At 41.8% G+C, this 19,533-nt stretch carries 17 protein-coding genes; 2 read left to right on the top strand and 15 right to left on the bottom strand.

Going from position 1 to position 19,533, the window contains the following annotated elements; all coding sequences use genetic code 11:
• From fadB to BLV22_RS14895, 5 genes are all read right to left on the bottom strand, one after another.
• Complete coding sequence (gene fadB / locus BLV22_RS01705) at nt 1-2,259, bottom strand: 3-hydroxyacyl-CoA dehydrogenase/crotonase FadB (RefSeq protein WP_091610515.1); 2,259 nt, start codon at nt 2,257-2,259, stop codon at nt 1-3.
• A gap of 46 nt (nt 2,260-2,305) precedes the next feature.
• Nucleotides 2,306-3,511, bottom strand: coding sequence for an acyl-CoA dehydrogenase FadE (gene fadE / locus BLV22_RS01700; protein WP_091610513.1), 1,206 nt, complete (start codon nt 3,509-3,511; stop codon nt 2,306-2,308).
• A gap of 42 nt (nt 3,512-3,553) precedes the next feature.
• Nucleotides 3,554-5,077, bottom strand: coding sequence for a long-chain-fatty-acid--CoA ligase FadD (gene fadD, locus BLV22_RS01695; RefSeq protein WP_091610511.1), 1,524 nt, complete (start codon nt 5,075-5,077; stop codon nt 3,554-3,556).
• Nucleotides 5,067-6,665, bottom strand: coding sequence for a fatty acid degradation protein FadX (fadX, locus tag BLV22_RS01690; protein ID WP_091610510.1), 1,599 nt, complete (start codon nt 6,663-6,665; stop codon nt 5,067-5,069). The genes fadD and fadX overlap by 11 nt, the downstream gene beginning before the upstream one ends.
• A 526-nt stretch (nt 6,666-7,191) precedes the next feature.
• Nucleotides 7,192-7,365 (bottom strand): hypothetical protein, encoded by a 174-nt coding sequence (locus BLV22_RS14895; protein ID WP_176967591.1) that lies wholly within the window; start codon nt 7,363-7,365, stop codon nt 7,192-7,194.
• Nucleotides 7,366-7,614: 249 nt separating this feature from the next.
• Between BLV22_RS14895 and BLV22_RS01685 the strand changes: the two genes are divergently transcribed.
• Together BLV22_RS01685 and BLV22_RS01680 are read left to right on the top strand one after the other, a co-directional pair.
• Nucleotides 7,615-7,815: a hypothetical protein gene (locus tag BLV22_RS01685; RefSeq protein ID WP_091610508.1), complete on the top strand. Its 201-nt coding sequence runs from the start codon at nt 7,615-7,617 to the stop codon at nt 7,813-7,815.
• A gap of 845 nt (nt 7,816-8,660) precedes the next feature.
• Complete coding sequence (locus tag BLV22_RS01680) at nt 8,661-8,975, top strand: hypothetical protein (protein WP_091610507.1); 315 nt, start codon at nt 8,661-8,663, stop codon at nt 8,973-8,975.
• 318 nt (nt 8,976-9,293) lie between these two features.
• Here the strand turns inward: BLV22_RS01680 and BLV22_RS14890 are convergent, their stop codons facing one another.
• From BLV22_RS14890 to BLV22_RS01635, 10 genes are all read right to left on the bottom strand, one after another.
• Nucleotides 9,294-10,028 carry a GGDEF domain-containing protein gene (locus BLV22_RS14890; RefSeq protein ID WP_176967590.1) on the bottom strand — a complete coding sequence of 245 codons (735 nt, stop codon included), beginning with the start codon at nt 10,026-10,028 and terminating at the stop codon, nt 9,294-9,296.
• Nucleotides 10,029-10,317: 289 nt separating this feature from the next.
• Nucleotides 10,318-10,455, bottom strand: a complete 138-nt coding sequence (locus tag BLV22_RS14885; protein ID WP_176967589.1) for a hypothetical protein — start codon at nt 10,453-10,455, stop codon at nt 10,318-10,320.
• A 376-nt stretch (nt 10,456-10,831) separates the two neighbouring features.
• Nucleotides 10,832-12,280 (bottom strand): glycoside hydrolase family 32 protein, encoded by a 1,449-nt coding sequence (locus BLV22_RS01670; protein WP_218130589.1) that lies wholly within the window; start codon nt 12,278-12,280, stop codon nt 10,832-10,834.
• A 29-nt stretch (nt 12,281-12,309) separates the two neighbouring features.
• Complete coding sequence (locus BLV22_RS01665) at nt 12,310-13,728, bottom strand: PTS transporter subunit EIIC (RefSeq protein ID WP_091610503.1); 1,419 nt, start codon at nt 13,726-13,728, stop codon at nt 12,310-12,312.
• 143 nt (nt 13,729-13,871) lie between these two features.
• Entirely contained in the window at nt 13,872-14,876 is a 1,005-nt protein-coding gene (locus BLV22_RS01660) for a LacI family DNA-binding transcriptional regulator (protein ID WP_091610502.1), read from the bottom strand.
• A 154-nt stretch (nt 14,877-15,030) separates the two neighbouring features.
• Nucleotides 15,031-16,464 (bottom strand): PTS mannitol transporter subunit IIBC, encoded by a 1,434-nt coding sequence (locus tag BLV22_RS01655; RefSeq protein WP_091612231.1) that lies wholly within the window; start codon nt 16,462-16,464, stop codon nt 15,031-15,033.
• A gap of 42 nt (nt 16,465-16,506) precedes the next feature.
• Nucleotides 16,507-16,944, bottom strand: coding sequence for a PTS sugar transporter subunit IIA (locus BLV22_RS01650; RefSeq protein ID WP_091610500.1), 438 nt, complete (start codon nt 16,942-16,944; stop codon nt 16,507-16,509).
• A gap of 12 nt (nt 16,945-16,956) precedes the next feature.
• The gene (locus BLV22_RS01645) at nt 16,957-18,120 is read right to left on the bottom strand and encodes a mannitol-1-phosphate 5-dehydrogenase (RefSeq protein ID WP_091610498.1); all 1,164 of its coding nucleotides are present in this window, start codon (nt 18,118-18,120) and stop codon (nt 16,957-16,959) included.
• Between the two features lie 11 nt (nt 18,121-18,131).
• Nucleotides 18,132-18,692, bottom strand: a complete 561-nt coding sequence (gene hxlB, locus BLV22_RS01640) for a 6-phospho-3-hexuloisomerase (RefSeq protein ID WP_218130588.1) — start codon at nt 18,690-18,692, stop codon at nt 18,132-18,134.
• Entirely contained in the window at nt 18,673-19,392 is a 720-nt protein-coding gene (locus tag BLV22_RS01635; protein WP_091610497.1) for a ribulose-phosphate 3-epimerase, read from the bottom strand. Before BLV22_RS01635 ends, hxlB begins: the two co-directional genes overlap by 20 nt.
• Nucleotides 19,393-19,533: the final 141 nt, after the last annotated feature.

Here is a 19,533-nt window from a genome sequence, read left to right as displayed (position 1 = left end):
TTAATTTCGCAGAGGCTCGCCTGTAGCCAGCATATGAGTAATTCGATCATACGTTTTTTCGTTTTGTAACAGCGTTAAGAATTTTTGTTTTTCAAGCTTTTGAAGATATCTTTGATCTATATAGGTGTTACGCGGAAGGTCTCCTCCGGATAAAATATCGGCAACATTTAAAGTGATTGTATAATCATGAGTACTTATGAAGTTTCCGGCACGCTGGGCATCCAATTGGCCTTGAGCGAGTGCTTTATAATCTCTTCCTAAAGCAAAATAGTTCAATTTCGGTTGGGGAACATAATTTGTCTCCACTTCAAACCGTGCTCGTTTTAATGCTATTTCCACTCTTTTCTCTGTATTCAATATAATGGTGTCGGTTTCTCTTAGATAACCATACCTGAGCGCTTCATAAGCATTCGTTGATACTTTTGCGAACCCTACATTCGTCAGTACTTTAGTCATCGATTCCTGTTTATCGTTGTGCTTATGGTTCGTTCCGAGAATCCGGTCCGCCATTTCGGCAAGGCCTCCACCGCTTGGAAGCAGTCCTACTCCTGTTTCCACAAGTCCCATGTACGTTTCACTTGCAGCTACTACAATCGGTGAATGAAGGACCAATTCACAACCGCCACCTAAAGCTTTTCCGTGGACGGCTGTCACGACGGGCTTAAGTGCATATTTAAGGCGGCTGAAACTCTCGTGCAGTTTTTCAATTGCAGGCCCCACGGTCTCTTCCACTGTGTTTTCTTCATGTGCTTTTTTCATCAGATATAGATTGGCGCCCACACTGAAGTTGTTTCCTTCTGCGTAGATTACCATGCTCGAGTAATCCTGATTTTCTAAAAGATCGATAGACTCGATTAAATCATCAGCAAAGCCATCGGTAATAATATTATTCGTACTTTGCAGCTTCAGTAACAGCTGGTCTTTATTTGCAACAGAAAGACTGGAGTCTTCCCTGTTCCATAGTTCGCTATCCGTAAACGCTGATACAGGAGTCACACGCTCAATCGACTCACCTTCAGCATAAAATGATGTACTGCGTTTTTCTATCCATTCTGGTAATGACCCCAGCTCCCGCTGCATACGTTCCTTAACGCGTTCGAATCCCATCAGGTCCCATAGCTGGAAAGGCCCTATTTTCCAGTTGAATCCCCATACCATGGCTCGGTCTATATCTTTAAAGTCCGTTGCCGCTTTCGGCACATTCAACGCACAATAGTAGAAATTGTTTCTAAGGGTTTCCCATAAAAACCTGCCCGCTTCATCTTCAGCGTTGTAGATGATGTCCATATTTGATTTCAAGTCTTTACTGAAACTGTTCAGCAACTCAAAATCAGGCTGTTCCGGCTGTACATATTCATTGCTTTCAGGATCAAAAACCAGCAGTGATTTCTTGTCTTTCTTATAAAAACCCTGCTTGGTTTTCCTCCCTAACGCACCGTTTTCCACCAGTTTTCCTGCAGTACGTGTCTCATGGAAAAATTCCTGCTCTTCTGGATCCTGCTGCAGGCCCTTGATCACGGTTGTCGCAATATCAAGCCCTACCAGATCAACAAGCCCATACGTTCCCAGGCCTGGCCTTCCGATAGCACGTCCCGTGAGTGCATCTACCTCCGCAATGGACAGGCCTGTTTTCTCTGCACGATACATAACATCATTCATTGTCTGTGTCCCTATCCGGTTAGCAACAAATGCAGGCACATCATTTGCTATGATGACACCTTTTCCCAACACATCTGCAGCAAAAGCCTGGACTTTGTTTGTTACTTCAGGAGATGTATTAGGCCCAGGAATCACTTCTACCAGCTTCATGATCCGGGGCGGGTTGAAGAAGTGCATGCCGAAAAATCTTTTCTGCTCCGTATCATCAAATACCCGGGATATTGCCTTTATTGGAATCCCTGAAGTATTTGTTGCAAATAAAGCATCATCTTTAGCAACACGTCTCACCTGATCCCAAATGCTATGCTTTATTTCCACTTCTTCTTTTACAGCTTCAATGAAAATATCCGAGTCATCCTGCCCAGATAAATCCTCTGCAAAATTGCCATAAGTCAGATTAGAGGCGAAGTCTAAATCAAATAATTGCGGCCGTTTCGGATCGGTAATCATATCATAGGATTTTTTTGAAATCTTGTTTGGATCATTTTCATCAACTGCCATGTCCAGCAGCTTTACTTTTAAACCTGCATTTACCAAAAGGGCAGCAATTTGGCTGCCCATTAACCCCGCTCCTAAAACGGTTGCTTTTCTCATCGTCATGAAATAACCTCCATATTTCTGAAATTTATTTAGCCGCTCCCTGCAATCAGATAAATGCAGAGTCCCCTGTTAATGCTCTGCCAATAACTAAGGCATTAATTTCATGAGTTCCCTCGTAGGTGTAAATGGCTTCAGCGTCAGAGAAGAATCTCGCGATATCATATTCGGCAAGAATACCGTTGCCTCCTGTAATGCCCCGTCCCATTGCAACAGACTCCCTTAATCTTAAGGCATTCATCATTTTTGCGGTTGAGGTTGCCACTTCGTCATACTCCCCGTTCCCCTGCATCCGGGCGAGTTGTGCAGACAGGCTCATTGCATGGGATAAGTTACCCTGTATCATTGCCAGCTTCTCCTGAATCAACTGGTATTTACTAAGTTCTTTGCCGAATTGTTTACGTTCGGTCACATAATCCAGAGTTGCCCGCAAAGTCCCGGCTATCGCTCCTGTCGCCATATGGGCCACACCAGCACGTGTTGAGTACAGCACTTTCGCAATGTCTTTGAAGCTGTTAATATTTTGCAGCCTCTCTTCTTCTTGTACGACAACATTGTTTAAGTGAATATTGGCATTTGGGACAATTCTTAAAGCGATTTTGTTTTGAATGATATCTATATCTACGCCATCCTGGTCAGGCTTAATGATAAATCCCTTTGGTTTACCTGTCTCCACATCTGTAGCAAAAACTGGTATGACATCCGAAAGAGTGGCGCCGCCTATCCATTTTTTCACACCGTTTATTACCCATTTATCTCCCTCACGCTTAGCCGTCGTTGCTAAACCTCCAGCTACATCCGATCCGTGTTCAGGTTCGGTTAAAGCAAAGCAGGTCCTCAGTTCGTGAGATTGTAATTTCGGCACATAGTACGCCACTTGTTCTTTACTTCCACCAAACAGGAACGCATTGTGTCCTAAACCCTGATGCACGCCCATCAAAGTAACTAAGGAAACATCAAACCTTGCCACTGTATATAACATGAAAAACTGAAACAGCTGACTCGCAGTCCGTTCGCCCTCCCGCCCTTCAAACAGCAAAGGGTTATTGAAATAATTCAATTTACCCATATCATTAAAAAAGTCTTCAGGCACTGTTGCATTAGCCCAGTGATCATTAATTGAATCCCGGTATTTTTCCTCCAGCAGATCATTAAGTTGTTTTAAAACCTGAACTTCTCCTTCAGTTAACTCTTTAGAAATATTTAATAAATCTTCAGGATATAATTCTTTTATCAATGCTTGTTTTTCAGCCATAGTATAGCCTCCAGTATATTCTGATAGCGTTTTCAAAATCGCTTAAAGCAATTCGTTTTCCTGATTTGCTTCCTGTGCTTTTTGATTCACCATTTTTTGTAATTCTATTCTGTCAGGTTTTGCGGTTGAGTTTAATGGTATATCTTTCACTTTCAAGTACATTCGCGGTATTTTGTAGCCTGCCAGGTGCTCTCTCACATGTTTGTCCAGTTTAGCTTCGAAATCCGGATCGTCCTCTTTCAATTGCACTACTGCAGAAACAGATTCTCCAAATTCAGGACTTTCATATCCCACTACCACCGTTTGCCTCACAAGCGGATGTTCTGATAATGCACCTTCCACTTCAGAAGGCAGAACATTTTCACCCCCGGTAATAATGAGCTCCTTTTTCCGGTTGATGATAAAGATATCTCCATCTTCATCCTGCCTGGCTAAATCACCTGTTAAGAAATACCTGCCTGCAAATGATTTTTCTGTTTCCTCCGGTTTGTTCCAATAACCTGGTGTAACGTTTTTACCGTGGATGGCCAATTCCCCAATTTCACCAGCTTCAACATCGTTATGATTTTCATCCAGCAGACGCACATTCATATACATGACAGGTTTGCCAATACTCATTGGTTTTTTCATTGCATTATGAGGTGTATTAACCATAACAAGCGGAGCTTCAGTTAAACCGTAGCCGTTGACTAATGTGTAACCCATACTTTCAAATTTTTTCTGTACAGCTGGAAGCGGTGAAGATCCACCCTGTATTAAGAACTCAATATTTTTGAAGCCCTGAATATCAAGATTACCAGCTGCCAGCATGCCGTAATACATAGTTGGTATGAGCATTAAATAATCGGGCTGGTATTTTACCATCAGATCATTTAATTCCTTCCCGTCAAAATAGCGATGCAGAATCAATGTTCCGCCAGCCATTAATAACGGCAGCGACAAATCATTAAATCCCAGCACATGAAACATTGGAGTTGATACAATCGTTGTGTAACCGGCATGTGTTTTATACGTCAATGCGGTATTGATCATGTTATTGACAAACGACTCGTAAGTGAACATAACCCCTTTTGGTAATCCTGTTGTCCCGCTCGTATATATTAAAGATGCAAGGTCGTCGCTTTCTACATCGACACTTTTAAACGGGCGGTGGTTTTCGGGATTAACAATGTCATCATACTCCGGCGAATCGACATCCATATGGATCAGGTCCTGGGGTATTCCTCTCAAGGACTCCAGATGATTGGAGGCGTAAAAAATCAGCCTGGCATTAGAATCCGAAATAATGCTTTCAATCTCTAAAGATTTCAGCCGCCAGTTAATAGGAAGGAAAACGGCCCCCAGTTTAAAAGAGGCGAACAGCAAATCCAGTATCGCAACATCATTTGGTGCGAATATACCGATTACATCCCCGCGTTTTACTCCCTGATCCTGCAAATAATTCGCTAAATTCTCTGCACGGATGTTTAAATCCTGGTACGACCATTCTGTGCCCTTGCCCGGATCAATAACCGCTGCTTTCACTTTGTCAAAATCTGATCTTGTTTTAATCCAATCATAATTCATATTTATCTTCTCCTTTATCAATATGATTCCGACGTTGGATCGATTGCTTCAATTCCCCCCAGTCATTTTGATAAATATTTTGATCCGTAATGTTCAACTCGTCAGAAATAATAGGATCAAAATCCATCTTTGATAGAACATCCTTCTGTAAATCCAACCCCGGACCGATTTCAATTAATTTTAAGCCTTCCTCCACTAATTGGAATACAGCGCGTTCAGTCACATAAAAAACCTGTTGATTCAGTTCTCTCGAATACGCTGCGTTGAAATCTACACTTTGTACATTATTTACAAATTTATGCGAGTGACCTTCCTGTTCAATGATCAACTGGTTATTTTCACAAGAAGATTGGCTGCCCGCAACCAGGGTTCCCGAAAAAATAATAGTCTTCACAGTTTGACTTATGTCTATAAACCCGCCACTTCCGCTCATTTTATTACCAAAACAGGAGACATTGACGTTTCCCAGCCGGTCGATTTCCGCAAAACTGAGATAGGCTATATCATGGCCGCCATGGTATATAAAATCCCAAGTCAGCTCATGACGCATTCTCGCGTCCAGGTTATAGTTCATTCCAAAGCGGTCTTTGCTGCCGATAATTCCTCCGAATATGCCGGTGTCAATATTCAGCTGCACCAAATCCTCCGCCTGCTCTTCTATCAATACATTTGGCAGCTCATTATTTATACCAAAACCAATACTGACTACATCCCCTTCATTTAAAAACTGGGCAGCCCGTCTTAAAATAATTTTACGGGAGCTAAGCTTCATAGGCTGCTCCTGTATATCACGCACCCGGTAGTGGCCTGATAAAGCTGGATCATAATAAGCCTGCATCACCTGCTTATGATATTCGGGGTTTTCATTTATAACCACGTAATCCACCAGTTCACCGGGAATAAATACATCATAAGGGGGAAAACTGCCGCTTTGAACAATTTCTTTAACCTGAACAATCACCTTACCACCATTTTGATGCGTGGCAGCCGCTACACTGTACCCTTCTCCCAAATGGGACTCATGAGTCATGAAAATATTCCCTTTTTCGTCAGCAAAAGTTCCCCGTAAAAGGGCTGCATCAATGCCAGGGAAGTCATAGTGTAAATATTCTTCACCCTTGATTTCTAATACAGAGACTAAGTTCTCGCTAGTAGCATCATTAACCGTTCCGCCCGAAATTCTAGGGTCGACACTTGTATTTAAACCTATTTTTGTAATCATCCCCGGAGAGGAAACGGAGTGATTCCGATATTGTACGGCGAGAATGCCCTGAGGAAAAAAATACGTCTCAATTGCATTATTTTTAATCGCATCAATAGTAGCTGGTGATGCTGTGAGTAAGCTTGTTATTAACCGTTTGATCATTCCCCGCTGAACGAAAGCATCAAGATCAATACCATCCTCGTAATCACTTATATCATTTGCCATGATAAATGTAAGGTTATCCGGGCTTCCCGTTTCATCGTACTCTTCAACTATATGTTTTAATATTTCTGCTGGTAAATTTCCGACAGATAAAGCTGCGACGGAAATAATATCTCCAGTGGTAATAATATTCTTTAAATCATTGTATGAAATAATCTCCATGTCCAACCTCCCACAGTATTTGTCCTGCTAAACCTTCACCATAAATGTACCCCCTTCTTTATCCTCATCTTACAGTTCTAAATTTATCACTTAATACAAAAAATGTAAACGATTTCAAAGCTATATAGTAAAATGAATTTATTTTTCCGCCAGTAACTGTATGTAAAAAAACAAATTTAAATAATTGCTTCATGTTGAAGCAATTATTTAAAAATGCCATAGACCGTGCCCGATATGAACTATAGTTAACCTATTAGTAGATGAATGAATATTCACACAGGTGTAGATTAGAAAAAATGCTTCTTTCTCCAGCATGTCGATATTTCCGGCGGGCCTTCCATTTAGGCACATATACATATAGTGCTCCAATTACCATCGCCGAAAAATACGGATAGACTTGTTCCGTTGCTTTGATCAACCAGGCATCGACATCGATGTAAATGATAATACAAAGCAATGCGAAAAAATGAAACAATTCTTCGCCACCACAGCAGGATAAGCATCTGTTTCCTTCCTGCTTCTTCTTTTATGTTTTCTTCTGGCGAAAAATCCTATGTCCCAAGAACGTTGCGACAACGCCTGCGACAACAGCTATGACCAGTAGAATAACAAAAGGAAGTGAAGCCCGGGCATCGAGAAAAAACACCCTTAAAACGACAATGAAGGCAACAAACAGCCCCAATAAACGTTCAAATTTCATCCAAAACCACCTCCTAAATGACCTGTACCTATTAACAAACTGTCTGATATTTAAATCAGATTTTCAAGTTTTCATGAAACTTTTCTGTTTTTAATAATGAAAATTTTCTATTCTTATTTCCCCATATTATTTATGTAATAAATTCAAGCAAGCAAAAATTTTGCAAAGCAATCTTTGATGGAAATGATTGTAACTTAAAGGGGATACATTTAAAATACACGGGGAGAAGTCCAATAAAGGAGGGACAGCATGAGTGGAATTAGCATAATCATATACGCTGTTTGCTTTTTACTTATTGTTGTCGCTGGCATCATAATGTTTCGGGAATACCGAAAACCAAAAGAAATACGCAGACAAAAACAGCTAATGACCTCTATGAGTTTGCTGCTGGCAGCTTCCCTTCTTCAACTGAGTCATGGCCTTGCCACCAATCTCCAGGCAGTGTTTTGAATGGCTTTTTTTAAGACATAATAAAGAAGCCAGCTTCTTTCTGTCGTTTCTGTTTTTTAAACCTTACATTAATATCAATCACTTTGAATTGTTTTCTGAAAAAACCAGAGTAAATGGGTAGTTTTCCATAGCACTCTAAGTCTTATGTTAGGAGAAGATAGAAAAATAAAACCACCATGGTGTTTTTAACTCTTATTGGGGGCAGTATTGGTACACGATAAAATCAAATGACTAATGACCCATGATTCATTTAAGGACAATTTTCCTGCTTTAGCGCACGAGACAAATGGTATGGATGATTTTCCCGTGTACAAATAGAAATAGTTAGCTTGAGCATTTAGGATGAGTCTCTCATCCGTTGTTTGGGTGGATGAAAATCATTTTCAAACCTGCATACTGGAAATTAACAAGACAGGAAGCCTCCCTTATATTCTCAATGTATACAGTTTATCGAGACTTCTTTACTGGCATAAACCTACAACTTCCTCTTCTCTTCCATGCAGTTACCACAGGCGCTTCAAATAAGGAAAAGAGAGTGTCGATTCCCCTTCGCCGCATGACGGCCCATCTATTATACGTTTATTTTGCAGCACGTCCCTGCTCGCTCCTCTTCCCAATGACCACCCCAACGCCATGCCATTCGAGGAATGGATTTATCACCTTTTATATCCGCCCCACTCTTCATGTTTTCATGACCGTGCCGTGTGGTGAAACACATGAAGCCGATGAATGATGAATATTCCCTTGCCTACTGCAGGAAATATCCCAGCCAATTGAAGTCCGACTTCCATAAAGCTAACCAGGAACAGAACTTGCCTCTAGCTTAGCGAAAGGAGGTGATTTCGATGACGTCCTCCCAAATTTCTTCTATTATTTCCTATATTAGCGTGTTTTTTGCCCCAGTTTTATTGCCCTTGATTGTTCTCATCGCAGGGGACGATTTTTCCCGGTCCCATGCCAGGAGGGCCCTGATTTCCCACTTGATTCCCGCACTGATGTTCCTTGGCCTCAGCTTCTGGGTATACTTGTCCGACGGTGTATTTATGTACTCGTTTCTTTTCTGGCTCCTCTTTTCGTCCATTGCATTTATTCAGATCGTAATCATGATTTATAACGTTATATGGGCCGTACAAGTAGCAAAAGTAGTCCCCCAGGCGTAAGTATCGTTTCATGCCAGGGTGAACAGTTATTCTTTATTCGTGGGGCAAAACTAAAAGCTTCAGTCAGACGTTTCAAATAAATGGCATGATAAAAGGGAGCAAAGGCGAGTATCGTAGGTTTCCTACCTGCTCGTCTTTATTTTAATATTTGAGCATACCCGCTTTATTAGGAAGAGTTCCTTTGGCGATGCTGCTTACTGGAAAAAGTCTAAAAGAGTCCTGCCAAAATCTTCTTTTCCAGCTTATTCTTTTTTCCTCCACGAGCCGTAGCTGAAACACGACAACAGCCCCCAGCGCGGACGCTGAGGGAGGTTTCATTTAGGTTCGGGACTGGGTCGAAGCATCCACGGTAAAAGACGCCCGGGTCTGTTTCTGCTCGTACATATGGGCATCTGCCCGCCGATACAGCTCTTGAAAGTCGCAATGCCCCGGGGTCACCTGCACTAACCCCAGCGCTGCTGTTACCGGCAGCTGCACCGCCTGGCCCGCACGCAGGGTCAACCGGCGTACGGTTTCCCCTGCTTCGGATTCCGTCTGCCCGCCCGGAAGATAGATCAAAAATTCATCCCCGCCAATGCGGGCCGCAAAAGCTTCCGTCGGCAAGGCATTCGACAGCTCTTCGGCGACCGCCGCCAAAACCTGATCTCCACGCTCATGACCGTACGTATCATTCAAAGCTTTGAAGTTATTCAGGTCCATGACTCTCAGCCAGCCCTTCGTTGGTGCGATGCGCTGCCACCAGGCCAACCATCCGGGCCGATTTGCCAGTCCGGTCAAATGATCGGTGTGCGCCTGCTCCTGCCAGTGGGACATCCATGCCTGGTACCGCTGCATTGCCACGGCTATCAGCACGCCAAAGGCGAGCGTCAACCCGTGAATCGCTACAACGCTGCCGGTCTCCAGCACGTCGCTTCCCGTTACAGGGCTTCTGCCCAGACTAATCAGCAGCGTCAACCCCAGAGTTATCCCACCCACGATATTCAGCCGAATCGACGCCGATAGGGCACTCAATACCCACAACACCTGGCCGTAATGCACGAATGGGCTATCCAAACCCCCGGTAACAAGAACAGCGCCGGCCCACCAGCCCATACAGCTCATCACAAAGAACGTCAGCGGAACCGACTGGCGACGCCGGGCTCCCAGTTGCATCCAATACAGACCACTGCTGATAAATAACAACCAAACGCCCAGCACCGGCCACGGCAGATCTATCGCCACGAAGCTGTCGACAATCAGTACGCCCATAAATAACAGGTAAAGGAAATACAGGATCCCCCTATGACGACGAATAGCCAGAAAGTGAAACACATACTCAAAGCCCGGTGCTTTCCACGAGGATTCACGTATATACATTATCCGGCTGGTTTTCTTTGTATGTGGAAAAGTAGGCGGCGAGGTCCGCCGGAGACTCGTCGTTTTCAAAAAACATCGAGCCTCCGCGCTGTGGCGGCAGGCATCGTTCATAAGATGCTGGCATTTGTATCCCTCCCAGACGTCCTTACTCTTTATATCGTCTGTTTCCGGTCCCTGTTTACTGTCTGCCGCAAAACAGAATGACACGCGCCTGATGACACAGGGAAAAGTTCACTACCTGTCAGCCCGTGTGGTTTTTCGTGCAATGAATTCATAAGGGTCTGACATCGGTTCATATATGACCTTTTCCTTCTCAGGGTATACCTTGTTAAAACTAATCACGGTCCTTCTCGGGAGGCACCATACATCTCTTTATAGCCGATGACTGTAAATATGAAGGTGGACTTTACAAATTCTCCCCCAGCGTGGCAGGCTTCGCAGTATACTTTTTGCTGCGTTCTGTTTTATTTAATTGTTGTTTAGAATAAGAATCAAATAAACTACTCTTCACTCATATGAATAGCTTTTAATCCATATAGCCACCCTGTCACTCCAGTTGACCTAATAGTATTTAAATTTTCAATAAAAAATCTGCTGGTAAACACAGTTTCTCCGTTATCACAAAATATCTCCAGGCTCGATTGGTCTGTAAAGATTCTAATCCAATGACTAGAGTTCATCTGGCGTCGAGCATAACGAACCGTTCCGTATGCTTCGGCGTATAATTGTGTCATTTGGGAACGATTCAAACAGTATTCTTCTCCATTCGAGGAAAAAACAACTGCATCTCCTTCACTGTTCATAAAACTAATTTCAAAGTCCTTTTCAATTTGTATCTCCAATTCAAAAGAGCCATTTTGTATCTCATGAACCGGACGGATAGTTTCCTGAAAAGAGCGTAATTCCTGCAGCTCCTCCAGAGGAGTTTGAATCATGCGTTGATTTTTAACATGAATTTCTCTGGGCAGGGTCAGCATATGGGCCCACATATTTTTGTCGGTAGGGTAAGCACTTTTAGAATTGCCGAGCCACCCGATTAAAATACGGCGGTCATTATGATCCTTGTATATTTGCGGGGCATAAAAATCAAACCCCTTGTCTATTTCCTGGTATTCCACAGCGTCAAAAAACATCGTTTTTTTGTCCATTGGATTCCCTACAGCATATACTGAGGAAAACACATTATTATAATCGTATTTCGTTTTTGGCATCTCGCCCTGGGGAGAAAAAATTAATACCCCATGACCATGGTCCTCAAAGTAATTCGGACACTCCCACATAAATCCCAGCTGACCAAATCCTGTTTGTAATGCTCCTTGATAATGAAGGTCCTCAATACTTTCTCCTTTATAAACAGCCAGCGCCCCGCAGCCATTTGTTTGCTCGCCACCGACCAGCATATAATATTCTTCTTCATGAACAAATATAAAAGGGTCACGAAAATTTTCTTTAAAATGGTCTGGCGGCTCCGGGAGAACGAGCGCTTTGTCCGAAATCTCCATTTCCTGATTCATTAGAGCATGAATTTGACTTTGTTCGACTTGCCCATCTTCGGTTAAATGGTTTCCTGTATAAAGTACATGTACCTCGCTATCCTTTACATAGGCGCATCCTGAGTAGCAACCATGAGAATCAAATTTTTCACTTGGAGCCAGGGCTAAGCCGTGGTCTTTAAATGTAATGAAATCTTCTGTAGATACGTGATACCAATGTTTTAAACCATGCACGGGCCCGAGTGGAAACCATTGATAGAAAATGTGATGACGGCCTTCATGGTACACGAGACCATTAGGATCATTCAGCAGCCCATGTTTAGGTGCAATATGGTAACTGGGATAATAAGGATCGTTGCTGACTTTGTTTTTCATCTCTATTACATAATCAGCAGAAATATCCTGCATGGAAAGAAAACGGTTTTTTCGGTTCGTAAAGTCGATCGGTGATAGCACGGCAAAACAATCCTTTCTTCACAACGTGTTTATACTTTTGAGACTTCCTGCTGCGTTGGTGATGGTTCGCGAAAAACGAGGAGCGTGCTGAGCAGCGATGTACTCAGAGCTACAAGGATTACCACAATGTACAGAAAGAATCCGTCTCCAAGGTATAAAAGTGCGCCTGGAAGCATTGTTGTGCCAGTACCGGCAGCGGCTAATCCCCATAAAGATGCCAGCCATCCGCCTACAGCCCCACCAAGACACCCGAGGAGAAACGGGCTGACTTTCGGCAGATTAATCGCAAACATAACCGGTTCTGTAATACCAAAAAATGCAGGAATGACTGATCCCACCATATTGGTTCGCTTAATTTTGTTTCGTTGATGAAAAACCACAGCTAATCCTGCCCCAGCCTGTCCTGCGATTGCAGCAGTACCGATTGGATTAATAAGATCATATCCAGATTCTGCCACCATCTGTACGCTAATCGGCACCATGGTGTGATGCATTCCTGTAATGGTCAAAAATTGGATGAGCCCTCCATATACAACTCCACCAAGGCCAAATGGCAGCTCGAAAAAGAACAGAATAAAGGAAGAAAGCATTTCTTCAATACTTAAAATCACTGGTCCGACAATAACCAGCCCAAGTAACATTGAAAGTAGCAGGGTGAGAAACGGAGTCAATAACAAATCCAATAGATCCGGTATTACTTTTTTTGCCGCTTTTTCAATTTTCGCTGCTATCCATCCCATGAATACGGCTGGTAAAATCGTGCTTTGAAAACCAGTAATCGGGATATCAAAACCGGGCAGTGAAAAAATCAATGGTTCCGCGTCGCCAAAAGTAACGTCCCATTTATCCGGGAGCACAGGAGAAACCAGCATTAAACCTAAAGCGATACCTATAATAGGGGACCCGCCAAATTGTTTCATAGCGCTCCATGTAACTAAAACGGGAATAAAGACAAAGGCAGTGTCTGTTAATACTTGAGAAAGGTTCAGAAGTGTGTCTGATAATTCAATGCCCAGACCATCTACTAACAGCCCCCGAAGCCCCATCAGCAGTCCTGTCGCAATAAGAACGGGAATGATCGGTATGAAAATATTCGCAAATGTTTTCGTCATTTGCTGGAAAGAGGACTTCCTCCCTCCTGCTTCGTCTGCCTCGGAAGAATCGGAAACCGATTCACCGCTTTCCGATTCTTCCTTCACTCCCATACGAATTAGTTCAGCAAATACCTTATCCACGAAACCAGTGCCTAAAATAATTTGATGCTGTCCACTTTTGAAGAAGTAACCGCTAATGCCATCCACCGTTTCTAACCGATCTTTATTAAGCAGTTTATCGTCATGCAATTCCAAACGTAAGCGTGTAGCACAGTGGGATAATTTTCGGATGTTCTTTTCTCCCCCAATGCTGGCGAGAATAGTTTCAGCTACTTTTTTTGCATTTTTAGCCATCAATTAACCTCCTAAACAATTTAACGGAAACGTTTCCATTTTAAGATATAATAAAAGGGAACCTTTCCTGGATAAAGTGGAAACGTTTCCTTTTTGGGGTAAAAAATAAAGGCTTTTTTGGAAGCGCTTTATTATTTTAAATATTATCTTCTTTTATTGTACTTGTCAACATAAAATTCGTTGGTACTATTTCCGGCATAAAATGAAACAGGTAAGATGATTTGCTTCGCTTCCTCTTTCGCTTTAGCATCGTGAATCAAATGTTCAACCGCCTTTTCTGCCATGCCTGCAATAGGCTGCACAATGGTGGAAAAGGTTAATTCATCATCTTTACTGGAAGCAAGGCCGTCATAACCAACCACCTGAACTTCCTCCGGGATTTTTTTATTTAATTCATGCAGTATTTCAATGGTGATTTTAGCCCACTTATCGTTCATCGCAAAAATGCCATCAATTTCGTTATTTTGTTCAAGAAAACGGCGAACATGAAATCTAATATCATCCACTGGTTCATTTATGATCATTTTTTCAAATGAATAATTTCTCTCTCTCAATTCTTCCTCAAAACCAGTAAACCGTTTGAATGATTCGTTCTTAATTTCTGACACACTGCCTAAATAAGCCAGGCTTTTACTTCCCCGGCGAAGAAGTTCTTCCGCAGCTATTTTGCCTCCCGCTTTATTGTCACTGCTGACATACGTAACGTCATTTGTAAAATGCCGATCGATGCTTACAATCGGGAGATGACTGGATATATACTGATCGATTTCTTTGCTGTAAGTAATAGCAATAATCCCATCAATTTTATTTTGCTCAAGCATTGAAATATACTCTATTTCATTTTCTACTTTGTTTTCAGAATTACATACAATCATTTTATAGTGGAATTTCGACAGTAACTTTTCCGTATGGTATGCAAATTGGGAGAAAAACGGATGCCAGAGCGTAGGCACGATAAGTGCCACGGTCTGTGTTTGTTTTCTTTTAAAACTGCGTGCTACTTCATTGGGCTTATAATTAAGCTCGGCAATAACTTGTTCCACTTTCACTCTTGTAGATTCTTTGACAGGACCACTATTATTTATGACACGGGACACCGTGCCCAATCCTACGCCTGCTCTTTTTGCCACCTCTTTAATGCTTGCCATGCCAGTGCCCACTCTTTTCTGTTTAATAAATTTTCTTAACTTTACCATACTATAAAATAATGCGAACCGAAATAACAAAGATATGGTATAAAACGTATTTCCCTCTCATCATAAAAAAATAGCCGGGACATGCCCGGCTTAACAGCAATTTCTATTATTTCTGATGTTCACTTTCCAATTCATTTAATAACTCTTCAAGGTTTTCATCGTTAATGTAGTTTTCTATAGTTACAATATTGGCGTGCTTATTTGCATTCCTCGCTCTATCAGAAAGGTCTTTATGCACAACAATTAAGTCTGTATCTTCAGGAACCTCTTCAATACGATAATGCTTCACTTCAATTCCTTCGATCCCTTTCTTTTGTAATTTTTTCCGGAAGGTGGTGGCTCCTAACGCACTGCTTCCAGCTCCCGCATCGCAGGCAAAAGAGATTTTGCTGATCTCATTTTTATTTTCATTGTCATTGGAAAAGTTTAATACTTTCTTTCCCTCGGATTTCATAGCTTTTGATTTTTCTATCGAACTTGCTAGATCCTCATCATTATCTTTTTTTCTGTCCAGCTTCAGGAAAAACGAAGTGACTACAAAAGTAACTGCGGCGGCGGCGACTACACCCAGGATAATCCCAATATAGCTTCCTCGCGGAGTTAAAGCTAAATAGGAAATGATTGACCCCGGACTCGGCCCTGCCACCAGGCCGGCATCAAAGGCACTAAATACTACAATTCCTGTCATCGCCCCTGCAATCATACCAATTAATGTAATCGGTTTCATTAATACATATGGAAAATATAGTTCATGTATCCCTCCAAAGAAGTGAATAATTGCAGCACCCGGGGCCGTCTGTCTGGCAGTTTTCTTTCCGAATATTGTAAAAGCTAACAACAGCCCGAGCCCTGGACCAGGATTTGAAGCGACGGTGAAGAAAATCGATTTCCCTGTCTCAGCAGCACTTTGAAACCCTAATGGATAATAAATCCCCTGATCGATAACATTATTCAAAAACAATACTTTCGCCGGTTCATTAATAAGAGATAGTAAAGGAAGAAAGCCTGTCGCAACTAACGCTTCAATAGCTACCGTAATAGCATTGTTAACTGCTTCAATGACGGGACCGATAAAACTAAATGAGAATATCATCAATAAGAAGCCTAAAATCCCTATCGAGAAATTATTTACAATCATTTCAAACCCGGCGGGAATTCTATTTTCTACTAACCGGTCAAACCTCTTAATAACTAAACCACCTAAAGGACCAACAATCATGGCTCCTAAAAACATGGGAATGTCTGCTCCTACAATAAGACCAATAGCACCGATTGTTCCCATTACAGCACCGCGGTTACCAGCTACAAGCTTTCCTCCAGTATGAGCTAATAGCAGCGGCAATAAATAATTAATAGCAGGATCAACAATGCTTGCAAGATTTTCATTGGGCATCCAGCCTGTAGGGATAAATAAAGCTGTTAAAATCCCCCACGCAATAAACGCACCAATATTGGGCAGGACCATGTTCGTCAGAAAACCGCCAAATGCCTGAACTTTCGCCCTCGCAGAACGGGAAGACGAGTTCGCGGGACTTTCCATCTCCGGATTAGCCAATGTTAACTCCTCCTTTATTTTAAATAACTACTCTTCCCGGTCTAATAATTCGAGAATTTCATTTTCACTTTGAGCATTTTTAAACTCGTTCATTGTGCTTTCGTCTATTAGTACAGAAGACAAATCTGAAATTAACTCCAGGTGCCCTTCACTGTCTTCAGCTGCTAAAACTATAATCGTTCTCACTTCTTTGTTTTCTGGATATAGTACTGGCTCTTTCAAATTCAACAGTGAAATTCCAGTTTCCAGCACACTGCCCTGGTTTTGCGCATGAGGCATCGCGATTCCAGGTACTATCACAATGTAAGGACCATTTTCATTCACGTTACTAATCATTTCCTGAACATATTCACTGGTGATTTTATTTTTTGTCAGTAAAGGTGCAGCACCAATTTGAATGGATTCCTCCCAGGATGATACGCTATCCAAAAATTGAATATTATTTTTCAAATAATCGCTTAACATTCCAGCCCCTCCTCAAATAATTACTCCGTCATTGTTTTGTAGTTTTTGGTAAGCCTCTTCTATTTTTGTAAGAGCACTTTTGTTTTTAATGTTGGTATATCGCACAATGGTTGTTGTTAAGCCATGAGTCTTTACATCTTTTTGTAATCTTACCGCCTCTTCATCGTTTGGATTAGAATACATAAAAGCGGCTGCAATAACTATAGCTGAATGTTCGATAGTGCCCCCCAGCTTTAACACCTCATGCAGTGGTTTTACTAATCGTTCATGTTCCCCCAGTTTTCTAATGGGGTTTCTCCCGACCCGAGTTACATCATCTTTAACGCGCGGGTTCTCAAAACGACCGAGTGTTTCCTCTATAAACAATTCCATTTCTTTTTCCCCGATGCTGAATTCGTTTTGAATGTACTGTGAAGATTCTTTCATCGCTTCTCTTACACATTGTTTAATTTCAATACTTTCCAGCGCCTGTTGTATGGTTGATTTTTGAGCTGCACTGCCCAAATATGCAGTCGCTGCGTGCCCCATATTTACGATAAATAATTTTCTCTCGATAAAATATCTTAAGTCTTTCACATACTTAGCATTTGAAATAGGAAGTGCCTGTTTGTTTTTCATTTCAGACTCATTAATGACCCACTCATAATACGGTTCGACAAGCGGCACTGTTTTGTCTCCCTCTTTGGATAATGCTAAGCGGTCAACAGCTGTATTGGGAAAACCAACAAAGTCTTCAAGCTTGTTCATTTGTTCTTGAGAAACATGTTTACTAATCTCTGTTCTTAATGTGGAAGAAGCGTTAATCGCATTTTCATTAGCTATAACGTCTATTTCGTTCTTTCTCCTGCTCATCCGTTCCATTAACCCTTGCGCGAGCAACCCGGCAATACTGGACAAATTGGCTGCTCCCACTGAAGTGGTAATCAAGTCAGCACTTATTACAGCTTCAATCACTTCATGTTTTTGTGTACGGCTGTTCAACGCCTCCACTGGAGCTACCTTTATCTGGCTGCGGGTTTCATCAAGAAATTCTACTATATACTCATTATACCGGTTAATGGCTTTAATATTATCCTCATCTACATCTACAAAGCACATTTTGTAACCGCTATCATTTAATACTTTACCAATAAATCCTTTTCCGATATTACCCGCACCAAAATGCAATGCCTGCATGAAAAGCCTCCCTATTCTAAATTAGCATGATGCTCCCACAACTCAGTCATATCAATGTTTTGATCTTTCACCATCATTAATGCCAGGGTATCTCCCAACAGCAGTAAACTCTGTTCGAATAAACTAGTCATGGGCTGCACAGAAGAGATCTCTTGAGGTAACTGCAGTTTAGTGCTGACCGGGATTTTAATAAAAACATCAGAGTAAGTCTGCATTGAGCATTCTTTATTGGCTCCGATATGCGCTACATTAGCTCCGTACTGTTTTGCTTTTTTGGCGATGGTTAACGGAAATGCTGACTCCCCGCTGCCTGAACCGACAATTAACAAATCATCCTTGGTAATAGCTGGTTCTGTTACCTGGCCGACGATATACGTCTTCACCCCAAGATGAGCCAACCGTTTAGCCACGGATTTTAATGAAAGCAGTACACGTCCCACACCTACAAAAAATACTTTATCTGCCTTTTGAATTTCATTAAATAAGTTGACTACTTCCTCATCATTAATATTGTTTAAAGATTTAGAAAGTTCGTCAATAATACTGTTGGTGCTATCGTAGTAATTCATCATAAAAAACTCCTCCATTCAGACCTTTTGAAATGCCCTTTTCCAATTTTTGTTTATTTTCTTCCAGGCTGTTTCCTTTCATAAATAAACTGGTACTCCCGGCAACCAGCGTGTCAGCCCCGGCGTTTACCAACTGAGGGATCGTTTCTAAAGATACTCTTCCATCGACTTCAATGTTTGTCGTCAGCCCTTTTTCCTGAAGCAAAGAATGTAATTCTTTCACTTTTTTTAAAGCGTAGGTTACTTGCTTTTCATTTTTATCGGTAGCAAAACCCGGGTTAATCAGCATAAGCAGAACCGTGTCGCACTGGTCGAGCACATAATCCAGGGCAGTTAGTGACGTAGCTGGGTTTAATGCCACCCCGACCTTTATATTGCTTTTTTTGATGAGATTGATAAGCCTGTCCACGTGACGGCTCGTCTCTAAGTGAAAAGTAATTTGCTGGGCCCCTGCAGCTATCATTTCTTCAATAAATAATTCATTTTTGTCAGCCATAATATGAACATCAAAATTCATGTCAGTAACCTGGCGTAATTGTTTGATGGTATCAATGCCAAGCGGCATGCTGGGACTGAAATGGCCGTCAATTACATCAATGTGCAACGTGTCAAATCCCGCATTTTCTATTTCTTGAACACTCCTTTCTAGATTACAAAGATCTGCACACATAATAGAAGGAACCACTGTAATATCTTTTTGCACGTTTATGCATCTCCTTTTGCGTTTATTTGCTTGTTTGATTATATATTAATGCGTTTTCATGCAAGAGTCAAGCTTAAATTTGCATGTTTGTAATTACATTTGCATGTTTATTTGGATGATAATTACAGCTATGCTACAATC

This window comes from Marinococcus luteus, from assembly GCF_900106595.1.
GTDB classification, from domain to species: domain Bacteria; phylum Bacillota; class Bacilli; order Bacillales; family Marinococcaceae; genus Marinococcus; species Marinococcus luteus.
Note: the sequence above shows the minus strand (reverse complement) of the source record. Positions and strands in the feature narration are given on the sequence as shown.

What these genes read in the sequence shown, in the direction of transcription:
- BLV22_RS01655 (WP_091612231.1), bottom strand. Translation starts at nt 16,464, where the DNA reads ATGGAAAGTCCCGCGAACTCGTCTTCCCGTTCTGCGAGGGCGAAAGTT.
- BLV22_RS01685 (WP_091610508.1), top strand. Translation starts at nt 7,615, where the DNA reads ATGAGTGGAATTAGCATAATCATATACGCTGTTTGCTTTTTACTTATT.
- fadD (WP_091610511.1), bottom strand. Translation starts at nt 5,077, where the DNA reads ATGAATTATGATTGGATTAAAACAAGATCAGATTTTGACAAAGTGAAA.
- BLV22_RS01665 (WP_091610503.1), bottom strand. Translation starts at nt 13,728, where the DNA reads ATGGCTAAAAATGCAAAAAAAGTAGCTGAAACTATTCTCGCCAGCATT.
- BLV22_RS14895 (WP_176967591.1), bottom strand. Translation starts at nt 7,365, where the DNA reads ATGAAATTTGAACGTTTATTGGGGCTGTTTGTTGCCTTCATTGTCGTT.
- BLV22_RS01680 (WP_091610507.1), top strand. Translation starts at nt 8,661, where the DNA reads ATGACGTCCTCCCAAATTTCTTCTATTATTTCCTATATTAGCGTGTTT.
- BLV22_RS01650 (WP_091610500.1), bottom strand. Translation starts at nt 16,944, where the DNA reads ATGTTAAGCGATTATTTGAAAAATAATATTCAATTTTTGGATAGCGTA.
- BLV22_RS14885 (WP_176967589.1), bottom strand. Translation starts at nt 10,455, where the DNA reads ATGCCAGCATCTTATGAACGATGCCTGCCGCCACAGCGCGGAGGCTCG.
- BLV22_RS01645 (WP_091610498.1), bottom strand. Translation starts at nt 18,120, where the DNA reads ATGCAGGCATTGCATTTTGGTGCGGGTAATATCGGAAAAGGATTTATT.
- BLV22_RS01660 (WP_091610502.1), bottom strand. Translation starts at nt 14,876, where the DNA reads ATGGCAAGCATTAAAGAGGTGGCAAAAAGAGCAGGCGTAGGATTGGGC.
- fadX (WP_091610510.1), bottom strand. Translation starts at nt 6,665, where the DNA reads ATGGAGATTATTTCATACAATGATTTAAAGAATATTATTACCACTGGA.
- fadB (WP_091610515.1), bottom strand. Translation starts at nt 2,259, where the DNA reads ATGACGATGAGAAAAGCAACCGTTTTAGGAGCGGGGTTAATGGGCAGC.
- hxlB (WP_218130588.1), bottom strand. Translation starts at nt 18,692, where the DNA reads ATGATGAATTACTACGATAGCACCAACAGTATTATTGACGAACTTTCT.
- fadE (WP_091610513.1), bottom strand. Translation starts at nt 3,511, where the DNA reads ATGGCTGAAAAACAAGCATTGATAAAAGAATTATATCCTGAAGATTTA.